This is a genomic window from Marinobacter sp. L-80 (genome assembly GCF_056859395.1).
In genome coordinates this window covers 87536-103924 of sequence record NZ_JBSXOI010000056.1, presented here as the reverse complement: position 1 = coordinate 103924, position 16389 = coordinate 87536, and the positions used below count along the sequence as shown (strand labels likewise).

The following is a 16389-nucleotide window of genomic DNA, read 5'->3' as shown; positions in this document are numbered from 1 at the left end:
AATGATGTCCTATCTCAATACACTGTTGTTTGGGGTTTATCCCTACATTGCACTCGCAATCCTCGTGATCGGTACCTGGGCACGCTATGACCAGGGACAGTTCACCTGGAAAGCACACTCCAGCCAGATGCTGCGCAAGAAAAACATGGTGATGGCCAGCGTGCTGTTCCATGTCGGCGTTCTGGTGATCTTCTTCGGCCACCTGGTGGGCCTGCTGACACCGCACGCGCTCTACGAGCCGTTCATGACCCCCGGCACCAAGCAGATCCTGGCGATTGTTGTGGGTGGTATTGCCGGCGTCATGGCCATCATTGGCGGCGGCATGCTCGCCTGGCGCCGGCTCACTGATCCGCGCATCAAGGCCAGCAGCACCTTCGCCGATAACATGATCATCATCATCCTTGTCATTCAGCTGGCACTCGGCCTGCTGACCATTCTGCCCACCATGGGTCACCTGGATGGCAGCACCATGCTCAAGTTCTCTGCCTGGGCCCAGGGCATTGTCACCCTCCAGGGCGGCGTGGCCGGCTACATTGCCGACGTGCACTGGATCTACAAGACCCACATCTTCCTGGGCCTGACCATCTTCGTACTCTTCCCGTTTACCCGACTGGTGCACATGCTCAGCGTGCCGGTGGAGTATTTCGGGCGCAGGTACCAGGTGGTTCGCAAGCGCGCCTGATGCAAATGAAATCGGGGTCGGATGAAAGCATTCATCTGACCCCATGTTTACCGAGGTTATTGCTATGCAACTCATCCCCGTCGGCGACGCCGAAGAACCCAGAAACCAGTTCCCGCCGGTCACCGTGGGTGAAACCCTCATCGGCGAAGACGACATCGCCCGGGAAATGCAGCACCACCCGGCCGAAGAAGTCGCCGAAGCCTGGCATGAAGCCGCCAGAAGCCTCGTCATCCGCGAGCTCCTCCTGCAACAGGCCAGCCGCCTCAAGCTCGACGACATCGCCGACGAGGAAGACCGCATTGCCCGGGTACTGGAACTCGAACTCAACGTCCCGGACCCCACCGAACAGGACTGCGAACGCTTCTATAACGCCAACCCGGCCCGCTTCCGCAGCCCAACGCTGATGGCCGTCAGCCACATCCTCCTCGCTGCTGCCCCGGACGACGTCCAGGAACGCATCCGCCAGGAAGAAGCCGGCCAACAGCTGCTGTCGTCCCTCATCGACGGCCGCTCCCAGTTCGCCGAACTGGCCAAACAATACTCTGCCTGCGAATCCCGCCACCAGGGCGGCAGCCTCGGCCAGATCAGCAAAGGCCAGACCGTCGACGAATTCGAACGCCCGGTTCTTGCACTCCAGGAAGGACTCAACCCGGAACTGATCGAAACCCGTTACGGCTGGCACATTGTCCGCGTTGACCAGCGCATCGACGGCCAGCAGCTTCCGTATGAGCACGTAAAACCCCAGATCCGGCAGTACCTGAGCGAAAGCGTTACCCGCCGGGCCTTCCGTCAGTACCTGCAGGTTCTGGCAGCGGAAACCGGGGTAGAAGGAGTAGATCTCGAGCTGCCCGACTCGCCACTAATGCAGTAAAAGGCGCGCGACCAAAGCCTGGAGACTGGCAGGAACCCCCTTTCCAAAACTGTCTGCAGCCATGGATGGCTGCAGTCAAGCGCCACATGGATGTGCCGCAAGGAGCGTGTTTTGGAAAGGGGGTTCCTGCCAGTCTGTACTCGATGTTCAGTGCGCCAGGCGCCAGACCTAGCGGTAGCCTTTTCGACTCAAATTAGTTAGCAAAAAAACACTTTGAGTTAGATCAATTACTCCCGAATAACCCCCCGACTACCCCCATGGGGGGAGCGATTTTCCCCCAGTATCCTTCTACTATTTAAATCATGATTTCGCATGCATGAATATGCAGAGAGGATACACCAATGGCACTGACCCAAACGGCCGAAACCCGCTACACCAAACCCGTGCTCGTCGCCATCAACAAACCCTTTGACGACGAAGACGGCCTCCAGGCCCTGCGCAGCCATCCACTGTTCTCGGAACTTAATGGCAAAGACCTGCAGCACCTGATCCAGCAATCCCGAAGAATCCTCCTTGGCCATCACCAGCTGCTTTACCGCCAGGACATGCCGGCGCACCATTTCTTCTTCGTGATCTCCGGCCGCTTGCGTCTTTACCGCCTGGACTCCTCCGGCATCGACCGAACCCTCGACAGCATCGCCCCTGGCGACTGCTTCGCCGAAGTCATGATCTATGCCGATCCGCCCCGGTATGCCTGCTACGCCGAGGCCCTGAAATCCAGCGAGGTTCTGATGATCCCCGTGAAAGCCTACCAGGACATGCTGGAAAGCAACCCGAAATACGCCCAGGCAGCCCTGCGGCATTACGCCAAACGCGCGGTTTCCCGGTTCCACGACCTGGAAATCATGACCGTACAGAACGCCCGTGACCGCCTGATCCGCTACCTGATCGACCTGCTGCCCAATGGCGCAGATGAGGGTGGAGAAGTCGAGTTGCCGCTACCCAAGTGCCTGGTGGCCTCCAGGCTGGCCATGCAGCCGGAGACTTTCTCCCGGATTCTGGCGGACCTGAAAGCCAACGGCCTGGTGCGGGTCAACCGCAGCCGACTGTTCATCTCGGATCCGCAGCGTCTGATTGAGATCAGCCAGTAACGGATCACATTCAAACCTCCAGGCTTTTTGGAAAGGGGGACAAGTGACATCGAGAAAGCAACGTCCACTGATTTACTCATGTTCCGGCTGCTCTGATGTGGCGCAGCTGGCCAACAATGTGGCGGTAAGGCTCGATCATGCCGGTGAGTTCGAAATGTCCTGCATCTCCGGCGTCGGCGGCAAGGTGCCGTCCCTGGTGAAAACAGCCAGGTCCGGTCGCCCGATCACCGTTATTGATGGCTGCCCATTGCACTGTGCCCGGGCCTGCCTCGAGAACATCGGTGTGGAGCCCGATGAGCATGTCCGGCTCTACGAATTCGGCTTCAAGAAACATTATGGACAGAGCTACGGCGAAGATGCCGTGGAAGAAGTCTGCGACGAAGTCCGCAGGCTAACCTCGTCCGACCAGCTCATTGCCCGCCACGCGTAAATCGCAGCGGCCCGGTACCAGTAAGGATTCACCAAGATGATCAGCAGTTACAGTGACCTGATTCAGGCCTCCCACAGCCAGCAGGAGCCCCAGCGCCTGCTATTCGTTTTCTGCCGGGCAGAGTTGCCGGACGAGGCCTCCCCGGAAGAAAGAGCCGCTTTTGAGCGCGGTGAAGGCGGCGCCCTGACGCCGGTGATCTGCGTCGACAAGACGCCCGAAGAGGCACCGGATTTCGGGGCCTTGCAAGAAGAATCCCGGGCCACAGGCCAGTCCTGGGATGTGGTGTTCGTCGCCGCCATGTCCGGCCGCGGTGGCACGCCCCCATCCACCGATGAGGCGCAGCAGCCGCTGACCATGATGGTGGAGTCCATCCGCCTCGGCCATATAAGTAATTACCTCCCTCTCGATTCATACGGAAACGCTGTCAGCCTGGGCTGACAGCGTGAAGTCGATCAGTTCCTCCGCCAGGTGTATTCAATAAGAGGTATTTGATTTTCCTCTAATTTGCCTAGGCTGAAGCAATAAGGCGCTTTTTCTCAGGGAGTCTTCTGTGTCCGTTTTTTCCCGCTTCGCTTTTGTCTTTTTCGCGTCGATCATGGCCATGGCCCTGGATGCAGCGCCTCTGTCCAAGTATGAGCCCGTTGCCGGTCGTCAGGTCATTGAGCAGGCGTTTCCGGATGTCACCCGGGTGATTCCCCGGAAAGGCAATCGGGCCATCCAGGAGCTCTACGTCCGTAAGGAGTTGGTGGGCTACGCCTATCAGTCACTGGATTTTGTCCAGACCCCCGCCTACTCGGGCAAGCCGGTCAATGCCATGGTGGTGCTGGATGCCGAAGGCACCATCAAGGCCGCCAAGGTAATCCACCACGACGAACCCATTCTCCTGGTGGGCATACCCGAAAGCAAAATGCACGCCTTTACCGACCAGTACACGGGCCTCAAGGCCGATCAACGGGTAACCGTGGGCGGGACCTCCACAGAGCGGAAAGTAGCCGTTGACGGATTGTCCGGTGCCACAGTTACCGTGATGGTGATCAATGAAGTGATCATGCGCACCGCCCACCGCGTGGCAGTGGAACTGGGCATGGTTGAGGGCGAGGATGGCACCCGTCCGCCTCTGGCGACCGTCGACAAACAGGCCTTTGAACAGAAAACCTGGCAGGAACTGACCGGTGACGGCTCTGTGCGCCGGTTGATGCTTACCACGGGCCAGGTGGATGATTCCTTCAAGGGGACGGAAGCCGAAGGCGTTGATACCGCGGGCCCGGAGGAACGCAAAGAGCCGCTGATTGATCTGTATGCCGCTTACCTGGATGCGCCCACCATCGGCCGGAATCTGCTGGGCGAAAGCCAGTACCAGTGGCTGACATCCGAGCTGGAGGAAGGCGAGCATGCCATTGCCGTGATGGCCAACGGCGAATACTCCTTCAAGGGGTCAGGTTATGTTCGCGGCGGCATCTTCGATCGCATCCAGATCCGTCAGTTCGGCGACACCTTCAATTTCCGTGACCTGGATTTCTACCGGCTAAGCGACGTCTATGCCGAGGGCATGCCGGAATTCACGGAGATGGCGATCTTCATCATTCGCCAGCAGTACAACTTCGATCCCGGTACACCCTGGACACTTGAGCTCACGGTGAAGCGCCAGACCGGGCCGCTGGACAGCGAATTCCAGGTATTCCCGCTGGAGTACCAGCTGCCGGAGCAGTATTACACCCGTCCGGAGACAGTCGTCTCCGAGGAAGAATGGCTGGAGAGCCAGCCTATGTGGGTGCAGGTGTGGTACCAGCGGGAGTTCCAGATTGTGGTGTTGGGCATCGGTATCGGCGTGCTGATGTTTATCCTGTTCTTCCAGGACTGGCTGGTGAAAAAACCCAGGATCATGCGTTGGATCCGCCACGCATTTCTGACCTACACCCTGTTCTTCATCGGCTGGTTTGCCATGGGGCAGCTGTCCATCGTCAACGTGCTCACGTTTGTGAACAGCCTGATCAGTGGCTTCAGCTGGGAAACCTTCCTGATCGACCCGGTGATTTTCATTCTCTGGGCCGTGGTGGCAGGCATCATCCTGCTCTGGGGCCGGGCGGTTTACTGTGGGTGGTTGTGCCCGTTCGGCGCGCTGCAGGAACTGCTGAACGAAATTGCCCGCAAGCTGAAAGTACCCCAATACACCGTGCCTTTTGCCGTGCACGAGCGGCTATGGGCCATCAAGTACATCATTCTGCTGGTGTTGTTCGGAGTGTCGCTGGATTCCATGGCGACCGCCGAACGGCTTGCAGAGGTGGAGCCGTTCAAGACCGCCATCACCCTCAAGTTTGATCGCAGCTGGCCTTTCGTGACTTACGCCGTGTTGCTACTGGTGGTCAACCTGTTCACCCGCAAAGTGTTTTGCCGCTACATGTGTCCGCTGGGCGCGGCTTTGGCACTGCCAAGCAAACTGCGAGTGTTCGACTGGCTCAAACGCCGCAAGGAATGTGGCAATCCTTGCCGGCTGTGCGATCACGAGTGTGAAGTTCAGGCGATCCACCCGGACGGCCACATCAACTACATGGAATGCCATTACTGCCTGGACTGCCAGATGACCTATTTCGATGACCACAAGTGCCCACCGCTGATCGTCAAGCGACGCGGCAAGCGCCGTGGCCATAACGCACCAGGCCACCCGGAGGAAATACCCGTGGTTCAGGTGTCTTGAGTAGTCCCATAAAAAGAAAGCACGAGAAGCAAAACCGCCATTACCAATAACGGAGTTGGATGTTATGAAAAAAAGAGATGATCTGACCAAGGATACCCAGGCGCTTCCCGAGAGCGGGCAGAGTCGCCGCCGGTTCATGGGTGCCGCGGCACTCGCCGGTGTTGCCGGGGCAACCGGCCTTGGTGCTGCAGTGATGTCACGGGAATCGTTCGCGGCTGCCGCCGAAGAAGCCCGCAATAAATACGTTGTGCACCCCGGCGAACTGGACGAGTACTACGGTTTCTGGAGTGGTGGTCACTCCGGTGAAGTACGGGTCCTGGGCATCCCATCCATGCGGGAACTCATGCGTATCCCCGTGTTCAACGTGGATTCTGCGACAGGCTGGGGGATTAGCAACGAGAGCAAAGACGTATTGGGCCATGACAATACCCACCTGAACGGTGACTCCCACCACCCGCATATTTCCATGACGGATGGCCGTTACGATGGCAAGTATCTGTTCATCAATGACAAGGCCAATACCCGGGTTGCCCGTATCCGTCTGGACATCATGAAGTGTGACAAGATCACCGCCATTCCCAACGTTCAGGCCATCCATGGTCTGCGGCTGCAGAAGGTGCCGAAGACCAAGTACGTCTTCTGTAACGGGGAATACGTGATCCCGCACCCGAACGACGGCAGCGATACCAGCCTTGAAAACAGCTATACCATGTTCAATGCGGTGGACGCGGAAACCATGGAAGTGGCCTTCCAGGTGATTGTGGATGGCAACCTGGACAACACCGATGCAGACTACACCGGCAAATACGCCTGTGCCACCTGCTACAACTCGGAGAAGGCACTGGATCTGGCCGGCACCATGCGCAACGATCGGGATTGGGCCGTCGTGTTCAACATCGAGCGCATCGAGAAGGCAGTCCGGGACGGTAACTACAAGACCCTGGGCGACTCCAAGGTGCCTGTGGTGGACGGTCGTGCAGGCTCGGACCTGACCCGCTACATCCCGGTTCCCAAGAACCCGCATGGCCTGAATACCTCCCCGGACGGCAAGTACTTTATTGCCAATGGCAAGTTGTCGCCAACGGTCACCATTATTTCGATCGAGAAGCTGGATGACCTGTTCGACGGAGCGATTGAGCCCCGTGATACCGTGGTGGGTGAGCCAGAGCTGGGTCTTGGGCCCCTGCACACCACATACGACGGTCGGGGTAACGCCTACACCACTCTGTTTATCGACAGCCAGGTGTGCAAGTGGAACATTGCCGATGCCATCAGGCACTACAACGGCGAGGACGTGAACTACATCCGCCAGAAGCTGGATGTGCATTATCAGCCGGGCCACAACCACGCGTCTCTGACCGAATCCCGGGATGCCGATGGCAAGTGGCTGGTGGTGCTGTCGAAGTTCTCCAAGGACCGGTTCCTGCCGGTTGGACCTTTGCATGCGGAGAACGACCAGCTGATCGATATCTCCGGCGAGGAGATGAAGCTGGTTCACGATGGCCCGGCCTTCGCCGAGCCCCACGACTGCATTCTGGTCCGTCGTGATCAGATCAAGACCAGGAAGATCTACGATCGTGACGATCCGTTCTTTGCCTCTGCCGTTGAGCAGGCCAAGAAGGATGGCGTTACTCTGGAAGCCGACAACAAGGTTATCCGCGATGGCAACAAGGTTCGTGTTTACATGACCTCAATTGCGCCGCAGTACGGGATGACGGAGTTCAAGGTGAAGCAGGGTGATGAGGTGACCGTGTATGTGACCAACCTGGACACCATTGAGGATGTGACCCACGGTTTCTGTATGGTGAACCATGGTGTGAGCATGGAGGTCAGTCCGCAGCAGACGGCTTCGGTGACCTTCAAGGCGGATCGTCCCGGGGTGCACTGGTACTACTGCAACTGGTTCTGTCATGCGCTGCATATGGAGATGCGCGGTCGCATGATTGTAGAGAAGGCCTGATTTAGGTCGGTCTTGCCGGGGCCTGATGATCGGGCCCTGGCAAGCCTGCTGCTTGGGTGTGGCAAACCGATGGCAAAGGGCTTTCCGAAACACGCCCGCGAGTACGTCCCTGTAGGGCTCGGATCGGGCCATCCATGGCCCTCTACGGTTTCGGAAAGCCCTTTGCCATCGATTTGCTCGAAGTAAAGTGCAGTTCGCCAATTTCCTTACTCTTGAGAAACGTTGATGTATCGAATTTTGCGTTATGGAGTGGCCCTGACAGTCGCTCTGTTATCGCTGACCGCGCAAGCGGACCTGCAAGAACAGCTTGATGCCCTGGAACCGGGCGCGAGCTTTGAGCTTCCCCCTGAACAGATTTCGTTTCTGGCAATCCGGGTGCCCGGTGTGTCTGTGTCTTGCCATGCCGAGACGGTGATTGACCCGGGCGGTCAGGGCAATGCGGTGGATATCATCGCCGAGGGGGTGACGTTTTCCGGATGTGCCGTTCGCAACTGGGGCAGCGATCTTAACGAGCTGGATGCGGGGATTTTTGTGGCTCGGGAGGCCAGGGGTGCGGTGGTTGCGAACAACCGTTTGCAGGGGCCGGCGTTCGGGGTGTGGTTGGATGCAACGCCGGATGTGACGGTCCGCGATAATAGGATTCGCGGTGATGACAGTCTGCGTCCGAATGACCGGGGCAATGGGATTCATCTGTTCAATACCACCGGCGCGCTGATTGAAGGCAATGACATCCGTCGGACGCGGGATGCGATTTATATGGAGACGGCGAATAACAATACGATCCGGGTCAATGAGATGGCGGATCTGCGTTATGGCATCCATTACATGTACTCGATGAATAATCTGCTGGAGAACAATGTCACCCGTAACACGCGAACCGGTTATGCGCTGATGCAGAGCAAGCGTCTGAAGGTGATTAACAACCGGTCGGTTAATGATGAGAACTACGGGATTCTGATGAATTTCATTACTCAGTCAGAGCTGCGGGGGAACGTGGTGACGGGCGTGTCCCAGGGGCAGACCGCCGGTGTTGCCATTGAGGGGGCTGAAGGTAAGGCGGTGTTTATCTACAACTCGCTGTACAACACCTTTGAAGGCAATGTCTTTGCCGACAGTAATATCGGAATTCATCTGACGGCGGGTTCGGAAGACAACGAGGTTTTTGGCAACGCGTTCGTGAACAATCAGCGTCAGGTGAAGTATGTCGCCACCCGCACGCAGGAGTGGTCCAGTGACGGTAAGGGCAATTACTGGAGTGATTACCTGGGCTGGGACCGGGATCAGGATGGCGTTGGCGATGTGCCCTATGAGCCCAATGACAACGTGGACCGGCTGCTGTGGAAATACCCGGAAGCCAAGGTTCTGATGTTCAGCCCGGCGGTGGATACCCTGCGCTGGGTGCAGGATGCGTTTCCGGTGGTCAAGTCCGCCGGTGTGACCGATTCCCATCCCCTGATGCGGATGCCCGCAGAGCTTCAACCGGAGAACCGATGAGCTGTTTTCGTCTTGAGAATGTGAGTTACCGGTACGACAAGAGCCCGGTCCTTACGGGGATCGACCTGACTCTGGAGCCGGGGGAGATTCTGGGGTTGTTCGGCCATAACGGGGCCGGTAAGACAACCTGTATCAAGCTGATCCTGGGGCTCATGAACCCCAACCAGGGATCGGTTTCCGTGCTTGGCGGCCATGCCGGCGATCCGCAGGTAACCCAGCACATCGGTTACCTGCCGGAGAACGTGATGTTCTATCCGCAGCTGACCGGTCGGGAGATTCTGAACCATTTCGCCCGGTTGAAGGGCGCGTCCCTGCAACAGGTGCCGCAACTGCTCGAACAGGTTGGCCTTGGCGATGCGATGGGTGCCCGCACCAAGACCTACTCGAAAGGCATGCGCCAGCGTCTTGGTCTGGCCCAGGCGCTGTTGGGTAAGCCCAGGCTGCTGATGCTGGACGAGCCTACGGTGGGGCTGGATCCGGTCGCCACGGCAGACCTGTACCGGTTGCTCCGGGAGCTGCGTGATGGGGGCACGGGCATTGTGCTGTGTTCCCATGTCCTGCCCGGTGTCGAGCCTTACATCGATCGTGCGGCCATTCTCACCGATGGCGCACTGAAGGCCGCTGGCGATCTGGCCGCACTGAGGCGGCAGGCGAATATGCCGGTAACCCTGTCTCTGGAACCAGCCAACAGTATCTCGGCGCTGGAACATGTGATCGACAGGGCCTCGAGCAGCAGTGGCCTGATCATCAAGACCGATAGTGGGCGCCTGCGGGTGGATGTGCAGCCGAGGGAGAAAATGGCCCTGCTGAATGCAGTGATGGCATCGGGGGAAGTGGCAGATCTCAGCATTCATCAGCCCAGCCTGGAAGACATCTACGTGCACTTTATCGGTTCCGGTGGCCTGGCCCACCGGGGAGGCAGTCAATGAACAGTATCTGGACCATTGCCCGCAAGGAACTCAGTGACAGCCTGCGCAACCGCTGGCTGATGGCCATTTCCCTCGTGTTTGCGACTCTGGCCCTGGGCATTGCCTGGTTTGGCGCTGCAGCCTCGGGGCAGGTGGGGTATGCCTCCACGCCGGCCACCATTGCCAGTCTCGCGAGCCTTGGAATCTTCCTGATCCCGTTGATTGCACTGCTGCTGGCCTACGATGCCATCGTCGGGGAAGAAGAGGGTGGAACCCTGCTGTTACTGCTGACTTACCCTCTTAGCCGAAGCCAGCTGCTACTCGGAAAGTTCCTGGGCCATGGCCTGACTCTCGCGCTTGCCACCGTGATTGGTTTCGGCGTTGCCGGCGTGGCCATTGCGGTGCTGGTGGAAAACGTTGCTATCGCCAGTCTCGCGGCAGCCATGCTGCGGTTTATTGGCTCCACCGTTCTGTTGGGATGGGGATTTATTGCCCTTGCCTACGTGATCAGTGTGCGGGTCAGCGAAAAGCCCATCGCCGCCGGCCTGGCCCTGGCGATCTGGTTCTTCTTCGTGCTGATCTTCGACCTGATGCTGCTGGGCACCCTCGTGGCCAGCGAAGGCCAGTTCAGTGCTGAACTGTTGCCCTGGCTGTTGATGCTCAATCCCACGGATGTCTACCGCCTGCTCAATATCGTTGCCTTCGGCGATACCGCCCAGCTCAGCGGCGTCCTCAGTCTCGGTGCCGATCTGCCCATCGGCGCCACCGGCCTGTGGATCGGCCTGGTGCTGTGGTTTGCCATCCCGCTGGCAGGCGCCCTGTTACTTTTCCGAAACCGTCGTATCTGAACGGAGTTATCCCGATGAACAGAAGTAAACTCAACTGGCTCCTCGCCGCTCTGGCAGCCATAACCCTCACCGCCTGTTCGGGCAATGAGGAGCAGACCATGGCCAAACCCGAACCGGTGCATTTCGAAAGCGGCGATGAATGCCACGTCTGCGGCATGGTGATCTCCAATTTCCCGGGCCCCAAGGGTGAGGCCATAACCGAGAAAGAGCAGCACGTCCGTAAGTTCTGCTCCACCAAGGACATGTTCGCCTGGATGCTCCAGCCGGAGAATGAAAACCGTGATCACACCCTCTACGTCCACGACATGACCCAGACCGAGTGGGAGCATCCGGACGACACCGCCCTGATCGACGCCCGGGACGCTTTCTTCGTGGTTGGCTCTGACCGCTCGGGCGCCATGGGGCCGACGCTTGCCTCCTTTGCGACCGAGGAAGCCGCCCACGGGTTCATGATGGAACATGGCGGTGAGGTTCTGAAATACAGTTCGATCACCATGGAGCATCTGAATACCGGCCTGGCGAAGCATGGTATGGATGGTATGGACGGAATGGACGGAATGGACCACTAGAAATGAAAAAGGGTCAGATGAAAGCTTTCATCTGACCCTTTTGTTGTGCTGGTTGCTGTGCCGGCCGCTTAGCCGCCGGTCATGTTCATGAACCGGAGGATCTGCACATCCCCGTTGCTGGAGAAGTGATGCCGCTCCGGCTTCAGATCCATGGCATTGATAATGGTTTCCCGCAACTTGTCATCAGTCACCGGATTGCCCCGTAGCACCCTGCGCAGATCCACCGAGTGCTCGTTACCCAGGCACAGCAGCAGCCGACCTTCGACGGTCACCCGCACCCGATTACAGGTAGAACAGAAGTTGTGGGAATGGGGAGAAATGAAACCGACCCGGGTCTCGCTGTCTTCCATGCGGTAATAACGGGCGGGACCGCCGGAATCCTCGGTAGCGGGCACCAGCTCGTGATGCTTGCGGATGATGTCCCGAACTTCTTCGCTGGTGCAAAGCGCCAGGCCCCGATCGTGTTCGGAAATCTCACCCAACGGCATCTCTTCGATAAAGCTGATATCCACCTTTTTCTTGCGGGCGAACTCGATCAGCTCCGGGATCTCCTCGTCGTTGCGGCCCTTCATCACCACTGTATTGATCTTGATGCCCCGGAAGCCAGCTTCCCGGGCAGCATCAATACCGTCCAGCACATGTGACAGTTTGCCGGTGCGGGTGATGTTGCGGAATTTGTCGGCGTCCAGGGAATCCAGGCTGATGTTCAGGCGATGCATCCCCGCCTTGCGCAGAGGCTCGGCCATGGTGGTGAGCTGGCTTCCATTGGTGGTCATGGCAAAGTCGCGCAGACCGTAAGTGCCAATCTCCTTTACCAGCTCCAGGATATCCTTGCGTACCAGCGGCTCGCCGCCGGTCAGACGAATTTTTTCGGTACCCAGGTCAACGAAGTTGCGGGCAACGCGGGCGATTTCTTCCAGGGTGAGAACCTGCTGGCGGGGCAGGAAAGTCATGTCCTCGGCCATACAGTACACGCAGCGGAAATCGCACCGGTCAGTGACGGACAGACGCACGTAGTTGACGGTGCGACCAAAACGGTCTGTCAGCTTGTTCTGGGGCATCGGGTTGGTCCTGTTGCCGATTGTTTTTTAACCTGAGTATAGACCAAGTATTGCAGATCGGATCACCAATTCCGATACCCCTCGGGAGGTAAGCCTGCTGTCAGGTAATTCAGAGTGGGCCGTCCCTGGCCCGGGCTCTTTTTTTCAGGCGCTGAGCTCGCTGGTTGCGCCGCTTTCATCGGTTTCGAGGGCAACCGGCTCCAGATCCGGGAAGAAAACGCCCTTCACGACTTGCCAGGTTACGGCGAGTGCGCCAACGATGAAGACCACGTCGCCAACGGTTCTGACCCAGCGCAGGGTTTGCAGGATATCGCTCTGCATGAAGGCTTCACTGCGTGCGTACCACAGGCCCTCGCTGGCGCTGGCAATGAACTGGATGATGCCGACGGGCAACAGGCTGGTGAACAGCATCAGCACCAGCCAGAACACGATGCCGAGGAACTTGCCAATCTGCCAGAGGCGGCCAAGGTCTACATACTCGTAACCCTGGTGGCCCAGCATGACCTGGAAGGTGAACAGGCCAACCACCAGCAAAAGGTATTTGCCCAGTGCTTTTTGCGAAGGCGTCAGCCCAACCTCGCTGAGCGGGTCCTTGAGTGGGGCCTGTGGTTCTTCATCTTCTTTGCGAAGGAAGGCCCAGGCCCAGACCAGGCAGTCCAGAAGAAAAACTCGGTCATCCGCTCGCGCCGCTCGGCGCTGGGCAGGGTGTTTTCCTTCATGGCGTAGTTTTCGCGGGTTGACTGCAGTTCCGGAGCGTCGCTGAACAGTCGGCTGTAGTAGTCGGCTGTTCTGGCAATAGCTTCGCTCCTGCGCTCGGAAAGGTGCAGAGTGCTGGTAGCGGCGTCGTAGGTATTGGTGCGGTACTCGGTTTTCAGGTCGTACTGCAGGGCGTTCTGCTGCTGCCCGCTGAGGCTGTGCCATTCCTGCCCGTACTCTTCCTGGGCTGCGATTTCCAGCCAGGTTTCCAGTTCACGGTGCAGCCAGTCGGCGGTCCAGTCCGGTGCCTGGTAGGCACCGTGGCCCCAGATCGAGCCAAGCTGCATGCCTCCGACGGACTGCCAGGCAGTTTGTCCATCAAGAATGCTTTCCTCGGTCATCAGGGTGTCGCCGTCGGCGGACACAACGCGATCCGGGATGGGCGGTGCTTCGCGGTACACCTCGGCACCGAAATACCCCAGGAGCGTGAAGGTTACTGCCAGGATTCCGATCAGCAAAAACCAGAGGCGGCGGTACTTAGCCATGGTGCGCTCCTCCCAGTCGGGTCGGGTAGGCGTCTTTCTGTTTCATAACACTGTCTCCTCATTAAACATTTATTTAAGATAAATCTTTATGCAGGAATTTTGATTTGATGCATTTAAGGTGTCAAATTTATTTTGTGGGTATATCGGAAGTCGTAGATGGGTAAGGGAAGGTTTTTAGGTGGGTGACTTTCTACGGTTTGATTTTTTTCTGGTGCCGGCTTAGCATTAAGATGTATTTATAGTAAATGTTATAGGTGGATTCATGAGTGAATACGAAAAGTGGCTTTTCACAGCAAACAGCACCCTGGGACTGTCAGTGTTGGGTTTGATGGTTACAATTCTGCTTGCATACCCGTTGGCGGGCGCGCTTGCACTGTCTGTGCAAATTGCTGCCCATATCGGAACCCTGGTTTTTGCGGTCGGTATCAAGGTGGCCTATGTGGCGCGTCTGGTTTTTCTCAGCCGTTTGGGCAGACCTGTCCATTGAATCCCGGTAGAATAGATGCAGTTATGAACCTTGGTGAGAACCCCGTGATGGGCGATCGTTTTGGGAAAACCGGATTTCGTATTCTTGCGTATATCTCGATTACGCTGGCTGCTGCAGGAGTGGTTCTGCCGTTGTTGCCCACAACACCCTTCGTTCTGCTGGCCGCATTTTTTGCCAGCAAGGGGTCTCCGGCTTTTGCTCAGTGGCTTGAAGACCATCCCAGGTTTGGTCCTGCCATTGATCAGTGGCGTACACGCAGGGCAGTGCCGGCACGGGCGAAGGTGCTGGCGTGCAGCATGATGGCCCTGAGTTGGGGGATGCTGTTTGCGTTGGGAGCGTCAGCGATGGTGTTGGGCATTTCTGGCGTATTTTTGTGCGGCACCGCCTGTTATCTGGTAACCCGACCTTCTTATTGAACGATTGCACACACGACTGGAGTATTGAATGCACATCACCCGCTACACGGATTATTCACTTCGAGTACTGATATATCTGGCAGTTCAGGGTGATCGTCTGGCGACCATTCAGGAAATCGCTGACAGCTATGACATTTCCAAAAACCACCTCATGAAGGTGGTGCACCAGCTGAACAAGAAGGGCTACATTGAAACCATCCGGGGCAAAAAGGGTGGAATGCGTCTGCATCGGGCGCCCTCGGATATTAACGTTGGTATCCTGGTACGGGAAACCGAACAGGACCTGAGCATCGTGGAGTGCTTTTCCTCCAAGAACGCCTGCAAGATAACCCCCGTGTGTGGCCTGAAATCGATGTTCGGTGAGGCGTTGAAGGCCTTCCTGGAAGTGCTGGACAAGTACACCCTGGCCGATGTTATCCAGGATCAGCACAGGCCCCAGCTCTTGAGATTACTTCAGATAGCCTGACGCGGCCAGGCGCGCCCTTGGCGCCTGGCCGCTCCAGCCCTGTCAGGCCGCTCTGGCCATTCCCATCAACTTCTCCGGCAGTGAATGTCGGAGTATGCGTTTGACTACCGTGCCGTACTGCTTGGCAAAACTGCCGGTGTTGTAGTGAATGCCGTGCTTTCGACACACCGCCTGTACCTTCCCGGAAATCTCCGGATACCGGTGGGCGGGCAGGTCCGGGAACACGTGGTGTTCCACCTGGTAGCTAAGATGGCCGCTCAGAATATGAAGCCAGCGGCCCCCGGTGAAGTTTGAGGACCCCGTGAGCTGGCGCAAATACCAGTGGCCCTTGCTCTCGCCCTCGCATTCCTCCTCTGTGAAGGTTTCCGCATCCTGGGTAAAGTGGCCACAAAAAATCACCGTGGATGACCAGAGATTACGGATCAGGTTGGCGCCCACATTCCCCGCCAGAACAATCGGAGCCACCGGAAAGGTAAGCAGCGGGAAGAAAACGTAGTCCTTGAAGGCCTGGCGGCCACCCTTGCGGGCGAATTGCTTCAGGAACGGCAGTTTTTCCCGCCAGCTTATTTCCCGGCTTCGCAGCTTCTCGGTTTCAAGTTCGTGCAGGCCCACGCCCCATTGGAAGAACACGCTCAGCAGAATGTAATTGATGAACTGCAGCGTGTGCCAGGGTTTCCAGGGCTCGTCATCGGTCAGTCGTAAGACGGCGTAGCCGTAGTCACGGTCCTTGCCGATGATGTTGGTGTAGGTGTGATGTTCATAGTTATGGGTACGGCGCCAGGAGTCACCTGTGCAGACCGTATCCCACTCGTAGGTCTGGGAATTCAGGCTCGGGTCGTTCATCCAGTCATACTGGCCGTGCATGACATTGTGACCGATCTCCATATTTTCCAGGATCTTGGCAATGCCGAGGGTTGCCGTGGCAGCAACGAACACCGGCGGAAGGAAGCCGAATGGCATCATGATCCGGCCACCGGCCTCAAGACTCCGGTGCAGCCGGATCATTCTCCGGATGTAACGTGCGTCCCGTTCTCCGAGGTCCGCCAGAACCTCCTCCCGGATCGCGTTCAGATCGGTTTCAAGTTCTGCGAGTTGCGCTTCGGTCATCTTTTTCATGGTCATACTCCCTGCGGTGCGCTCAGGCCCCGCAATAAAATCGGATGTGGGTTC

Annotated in this window: 18 protein-coding genes; 14 read left to right on the top strand and 4 right to left on the bottom strand. The window is 57.7% G+C overall.

What is annotated here, in order from left to right; translation table 11 throughout:
• Nucleotides 1–4: 4 nt before the first annotated feature.
• From narI to AC13E3_RS07745, 11 genes are all read left to right on the top strand, one after another.
• Nucleotides 5–682 (top strand): respiratory nitrate reductase subunit gamma, encoded by a 678-nt coding sequence (gene narI, locus AC13E3_RS07795; RefSeq protein WP_482901903.1) that lies wholly within the window; start codon nucleotides 5–7, stop codon nucleotides 680–682.
• A 64-nt stretch (nucleotides 683–746) separates the two neighbouring features.
• Nucleotides 747–1553, top strand: a complete 807-nt coding sequence (locus AC13E3_RS07790) for a peptidylprolyl isomerase (RefSeq protein ID WP_482901883.1) — start codon at nucleotides 747–749, stop codon at nucleotides 1551–1553.
• A gap of 341 nt (nucleotides 1554–1894) precedes the next feature.
• Nucleotides 1895–2644 (top strand): Crp/Fnr family transcriptional regulator, encoded by a 750-nt coding sequence (locus AC13E3_RS07785; protein ID WP_288366604.1) that lies wholly within the window; start codon nucleotides 1895–1897, stop codon nucleotides 2642–2644.
• 43 nt (nucleotides 2645–2687) lie between these two features.
• Entirely contained in the window at nucleotides 2688–3074 is a 387-nt protein-coding gene (locus AC13E3_RS07780; RefSeq protein WP_482901882.1) for a putative zinc-binding protein, read from the top strand.
• Between the two features lie 36 nt (nucleotides 3075–3110).
• A complete protein-coding gene (locus AC13E3_RS07775) occupies nucleotides 3111–3512 on the top strand; it encodes a hypothetical protein (protein ID WP_008175391.1) in 402 nt (133 codons plus the stop codon).
• A 157-nt stretch (nucleotides 3513–3669) separates the two neighbouring features.
• Nucleotides 3670–5769: a transcriptional regulator NosR gene (gene nosR, locus AC13E3_RS07770; RefSeq protein ID WP_482901902.1), complete on the top strand. Its 2100-nt coding sequence runs from the start codon at nucleotides 3670–3672 to the stop codon at nucleotides 5767–5769.
• A gap of 64 nt (nucleotides 5770–5833) precedes the next feature.
• The gene (nosZ, locus tag AC13E3_RS07765; RefSeq protein ID WP_008175382.1) at nucleotides 5834–7729 is read left to right on the top strand and encodes a TAT-dependent nitrous-oxide reductase; all 1896 of its coding nucleotides are present in this window, start codon (nucleotides 5834–5836) and stop codon (nucleotides 7727–7729) included.
• A 225-nt stretch (nucleotides 7730–7954) separates the two neighbouring features.
• A complete protein-coding gene (locus AC13E3_RS07760; protein ID WP_482901881.1) occupies nucleotides 7955–9223 on the top strand; it encodes a nitrous oxide reductase family maturation protein NosD in 1269 nt (422 codons plus the stop codon).
• Complete coding sequence (locus AC13E3_RS07755; protein ID WP_008175379.1) at nucleotides 9220–10152, top strand: ABC transporter ATP-binding protein; 933 nt, start codon at nucleotides 9220–9222, stop codon at nucleotides 10150–10152. Before AC13E3_RS07760 ends, AC13E3_RS07755 begins: the two co-directional genes overlap by 4 nt.
• Nucleotides 10149–10979, top strand: a complete 831-nt coding sequence (locus AC13E3_RS07750) for an ABC transporter permease (RefSeq protein ID WP_008175377.1) — start codon at nucleotides 10149–10151, stop codon at nucleotides 10977–10979. Before AC13E3_RS07755 ends, AC13E3_RS07750 begins: the two co-directional genes overlap by 4 nt.
• A gap of 14 nt (nucleotides 10980–10993) precedes the next feature.
• Nucleotides 10994–11548 (top strand): nitrous oxide reductase accessory protein NosL, encoded by a 555-nt coding sequence (locus tag AC13E3_RS07745; protein ID WP_273069409.1) that lies wholly within the window; start codon nucleotides 10994–10996, stop codon nucleotides 11546–11548.
• 68 nt (nucleotides 11549–11616) lie between these two features.
• Here the strand turns inward: AC13E3_RS07745 and moaA are convergent, their stop codons facing one another.
• From moaA to AC13E3_RS07730, 3 genes are all read right to left on the bottom strand, one after another.
• Nucleotides 11617–12609 (bottom strand): GTP 3',8-cyclase MoaA, encoded by a 993-nt coding sequence (moaA, locus tag AC13E3_RS07740; protein WP_092032036.1) that lies wholly within the window; start codon nucleotides 12607–12609, stop codon nucleotides 11617–11619.
• A gap of 144 nt (nucleotides 12610–12753) precedes the next feature.
• Nucleotides 12754–13143 carry a hypothetical protein gene (locus AC13E3_RS07735; protein ID WP_474545822.1) on the bottom strand — a complete coding sequence of 130 codons (390 nt, stop codon included), beginning with the start codon at nucleotides 13141–13143 and terminating at the stop codon, nucleotides 12754–12756.
• Between the two features lie 32 nt (nucleotides 13144–13175).
• Complete coding sequence (locus tag AC13E3_RS07730; protein ID WP_039882090.1) at nucleotides 13176–13850, bottom strand: hypothetical protein; 675 nt, start codon at nucleotides 13848–13850, stop codon at nucleotides 13176–13178.
• 262 nt (nucleotides 13851–14112) lie between these two features.
• On the opposite strand from AC13E3_RS07730, the gene AC13E3_RS07725 reads away from it, so the two are divergent.
• From AC13E3_RS07725 to AC13E3_RS07715, 3 genes are read left to right on the top strand one after another with little or no spacing between them, the layout of a single operon-like run.
• A complete protein-coding gene (locus AC13E3_RS07725; RefSeq protein ID WP_008175371.1) occupies nucleotides 14113–14337 on the top strand; it encodes a hypothetical protein in 225 nt (74 codons plus the stop codon).
• Between the two features lie 23 nt (nucleotides 14338–14360).
• The gene (locus AC13E3_RS07720) at nucleotides 14361–14753 is read left to right on the top strand and encodes a YbaN family protein (protein WP_008175367.1); all 393 of its coding nucleotides are present in this window, start codon (nucleotides 14361–14363) and stop codon (nucleotides 14751–14753) included.
• A gap of 28 nt (nucleotides 14754–14781) precedes the next feature.
• On the top strand, nucleotides 14782–15219 hold the full coding sequence (locus tag AC13E3_RS07715) for an RrF2 family transcriptional regulator (RefSeq protein ID WP_008175365.1): 438 nt from the start codon (nucleotides 14782–14784) through the stop codon (nucleotides 15217–15219).
• A 42-nt stretch (nucleotides 15220–15261) separates the two neighbouring features.
• Here AC13E3_RS07715 and AC13E3_RS07710 read toward each other — a convergent pair whose 3' ends face one another.
• Nucleotides 15262–16335: a fatty acid desaturase family protein gene (locus AC13E3_RS07710; protein WP_008175363.1), complete on the bottom strand. Its 1074-nt coding sequence runs from the start codon at nucleotides 16333–16335 to the stop codon at nucleotides 15262–15264.
• Between the last annotated feature and the right edge of the window lie 54 nt (nucleotides 16336–16389).

Bases quoted from the DNA above. Each gene is read 5' to 3' on its own strand.
- narI (WP_482901903.1), top strand. From the start codon at position 5: ATGTCCTATCTCAATACACTGTTGTTTGGGGTTTATCCCTACATTGCA.
- AC13E3_RS07790 (WP_482901883.1), top strand. From the start codon at position 747: ATGCAACTCATCCCCGTCGGCGACGCCGAAGAACCCAGAAACCAGTTC.
- AC13E3_RS07785 (WP_288366604.1), top strand. From the start codon at position 1,895: ATGGCACTGACCCAAACGGCCGAAACCCGCTACACCAAACCCGTGCTC.
- AC13E3_RS07775 (WP_008175391.1), top strand. From the start codon at position 3,111: ATGATCAGCAGTTACAGTGACCTGATTCAGGCCTCCCACAGCCAGCAG.
- nosR (WP_482901902.1), top strand. From the start codon at position 3,670: ATGGCCATGGCCCTGGATGCAGCGCCTCTGTCCAAGTATGAGCCCGTT.
- nosZ (WP_008175382.1), top strand. From the start codon at position 5,834: ATGAAAAAAAGAGATGATCTGACCAAGGATACCCAGGCGCTTCCCGAG.
- AC13E3_RS07760 (WP_482901881.1), top strand. From the start codon at position 7,955: ATGTATCGAATTTTGCGTTATGGAGTGGCCCTGACAGTCGCTCTGTTA.
- AC13E3_RS07755 (WP_008175379.1), top strand. From the start codon at position 9,220: ATGAGCTGTTTTCGTCTTGAGAATGTGAGTTACCGGTACGACAAGAGC.
- AC13E3_RS07750 (WP_008175377.1), top strand. From the start codon at position 10,149: ATGAACAGTATCTGGACCATTGCCCGCAAGGAACTCAGTGACAGCCTG.
- AC13E3_RS07745 (WP_273069409.1), top strand. From the start codon at position 10,994: ATGAACAGAAGTAAACTCAACTGGCTCCTCGCCGCTCTGGCAGCCATA.
- moaA (WP_092032036.1), bottom strand. From the start codon at position 12,609: ATGCCCCAGAACAAGCTGACAGACCGTTTTGGTCGCACCGTCAACTAC.
- AC13E3_RS07730 (WP_039882090.1), bottom strand. From the start codon at position 13,850: ATGGCTAAGTACCGCCGCCTCTGGTTTTTGCTGATCGGAATCCTGGCA.
- AC13E3_RS07725 (WP_008175371.1), top strand. From the start codon at position 14,113: ATGAGTGAATACGAAAAGTGGCTTTTCACAGCAAACAGCACCCTGGGA.
- AC13E3_RS07720 (WP_008175367.1), top strand. From the start codon at position 14,361: ATGAACCTTGGTGAGAACCCCGTGATGGGCGATCGTTTTGGGAAAACC.
- AC13E3_RS07715 (WP_008175365.1), top strand. From the start codon at position 14,782: ATGCACATCACCCGCTACACGGATTATTCACTTCGAGTACTGATATAT.
- AC13E3_RS07710 (WP_008175363.1), bottom strand. From the start codon at position 16,335: ATGAAAAAGATGACCGAAGCGCAACTCGCAGAACTTGAAACCGATCTG.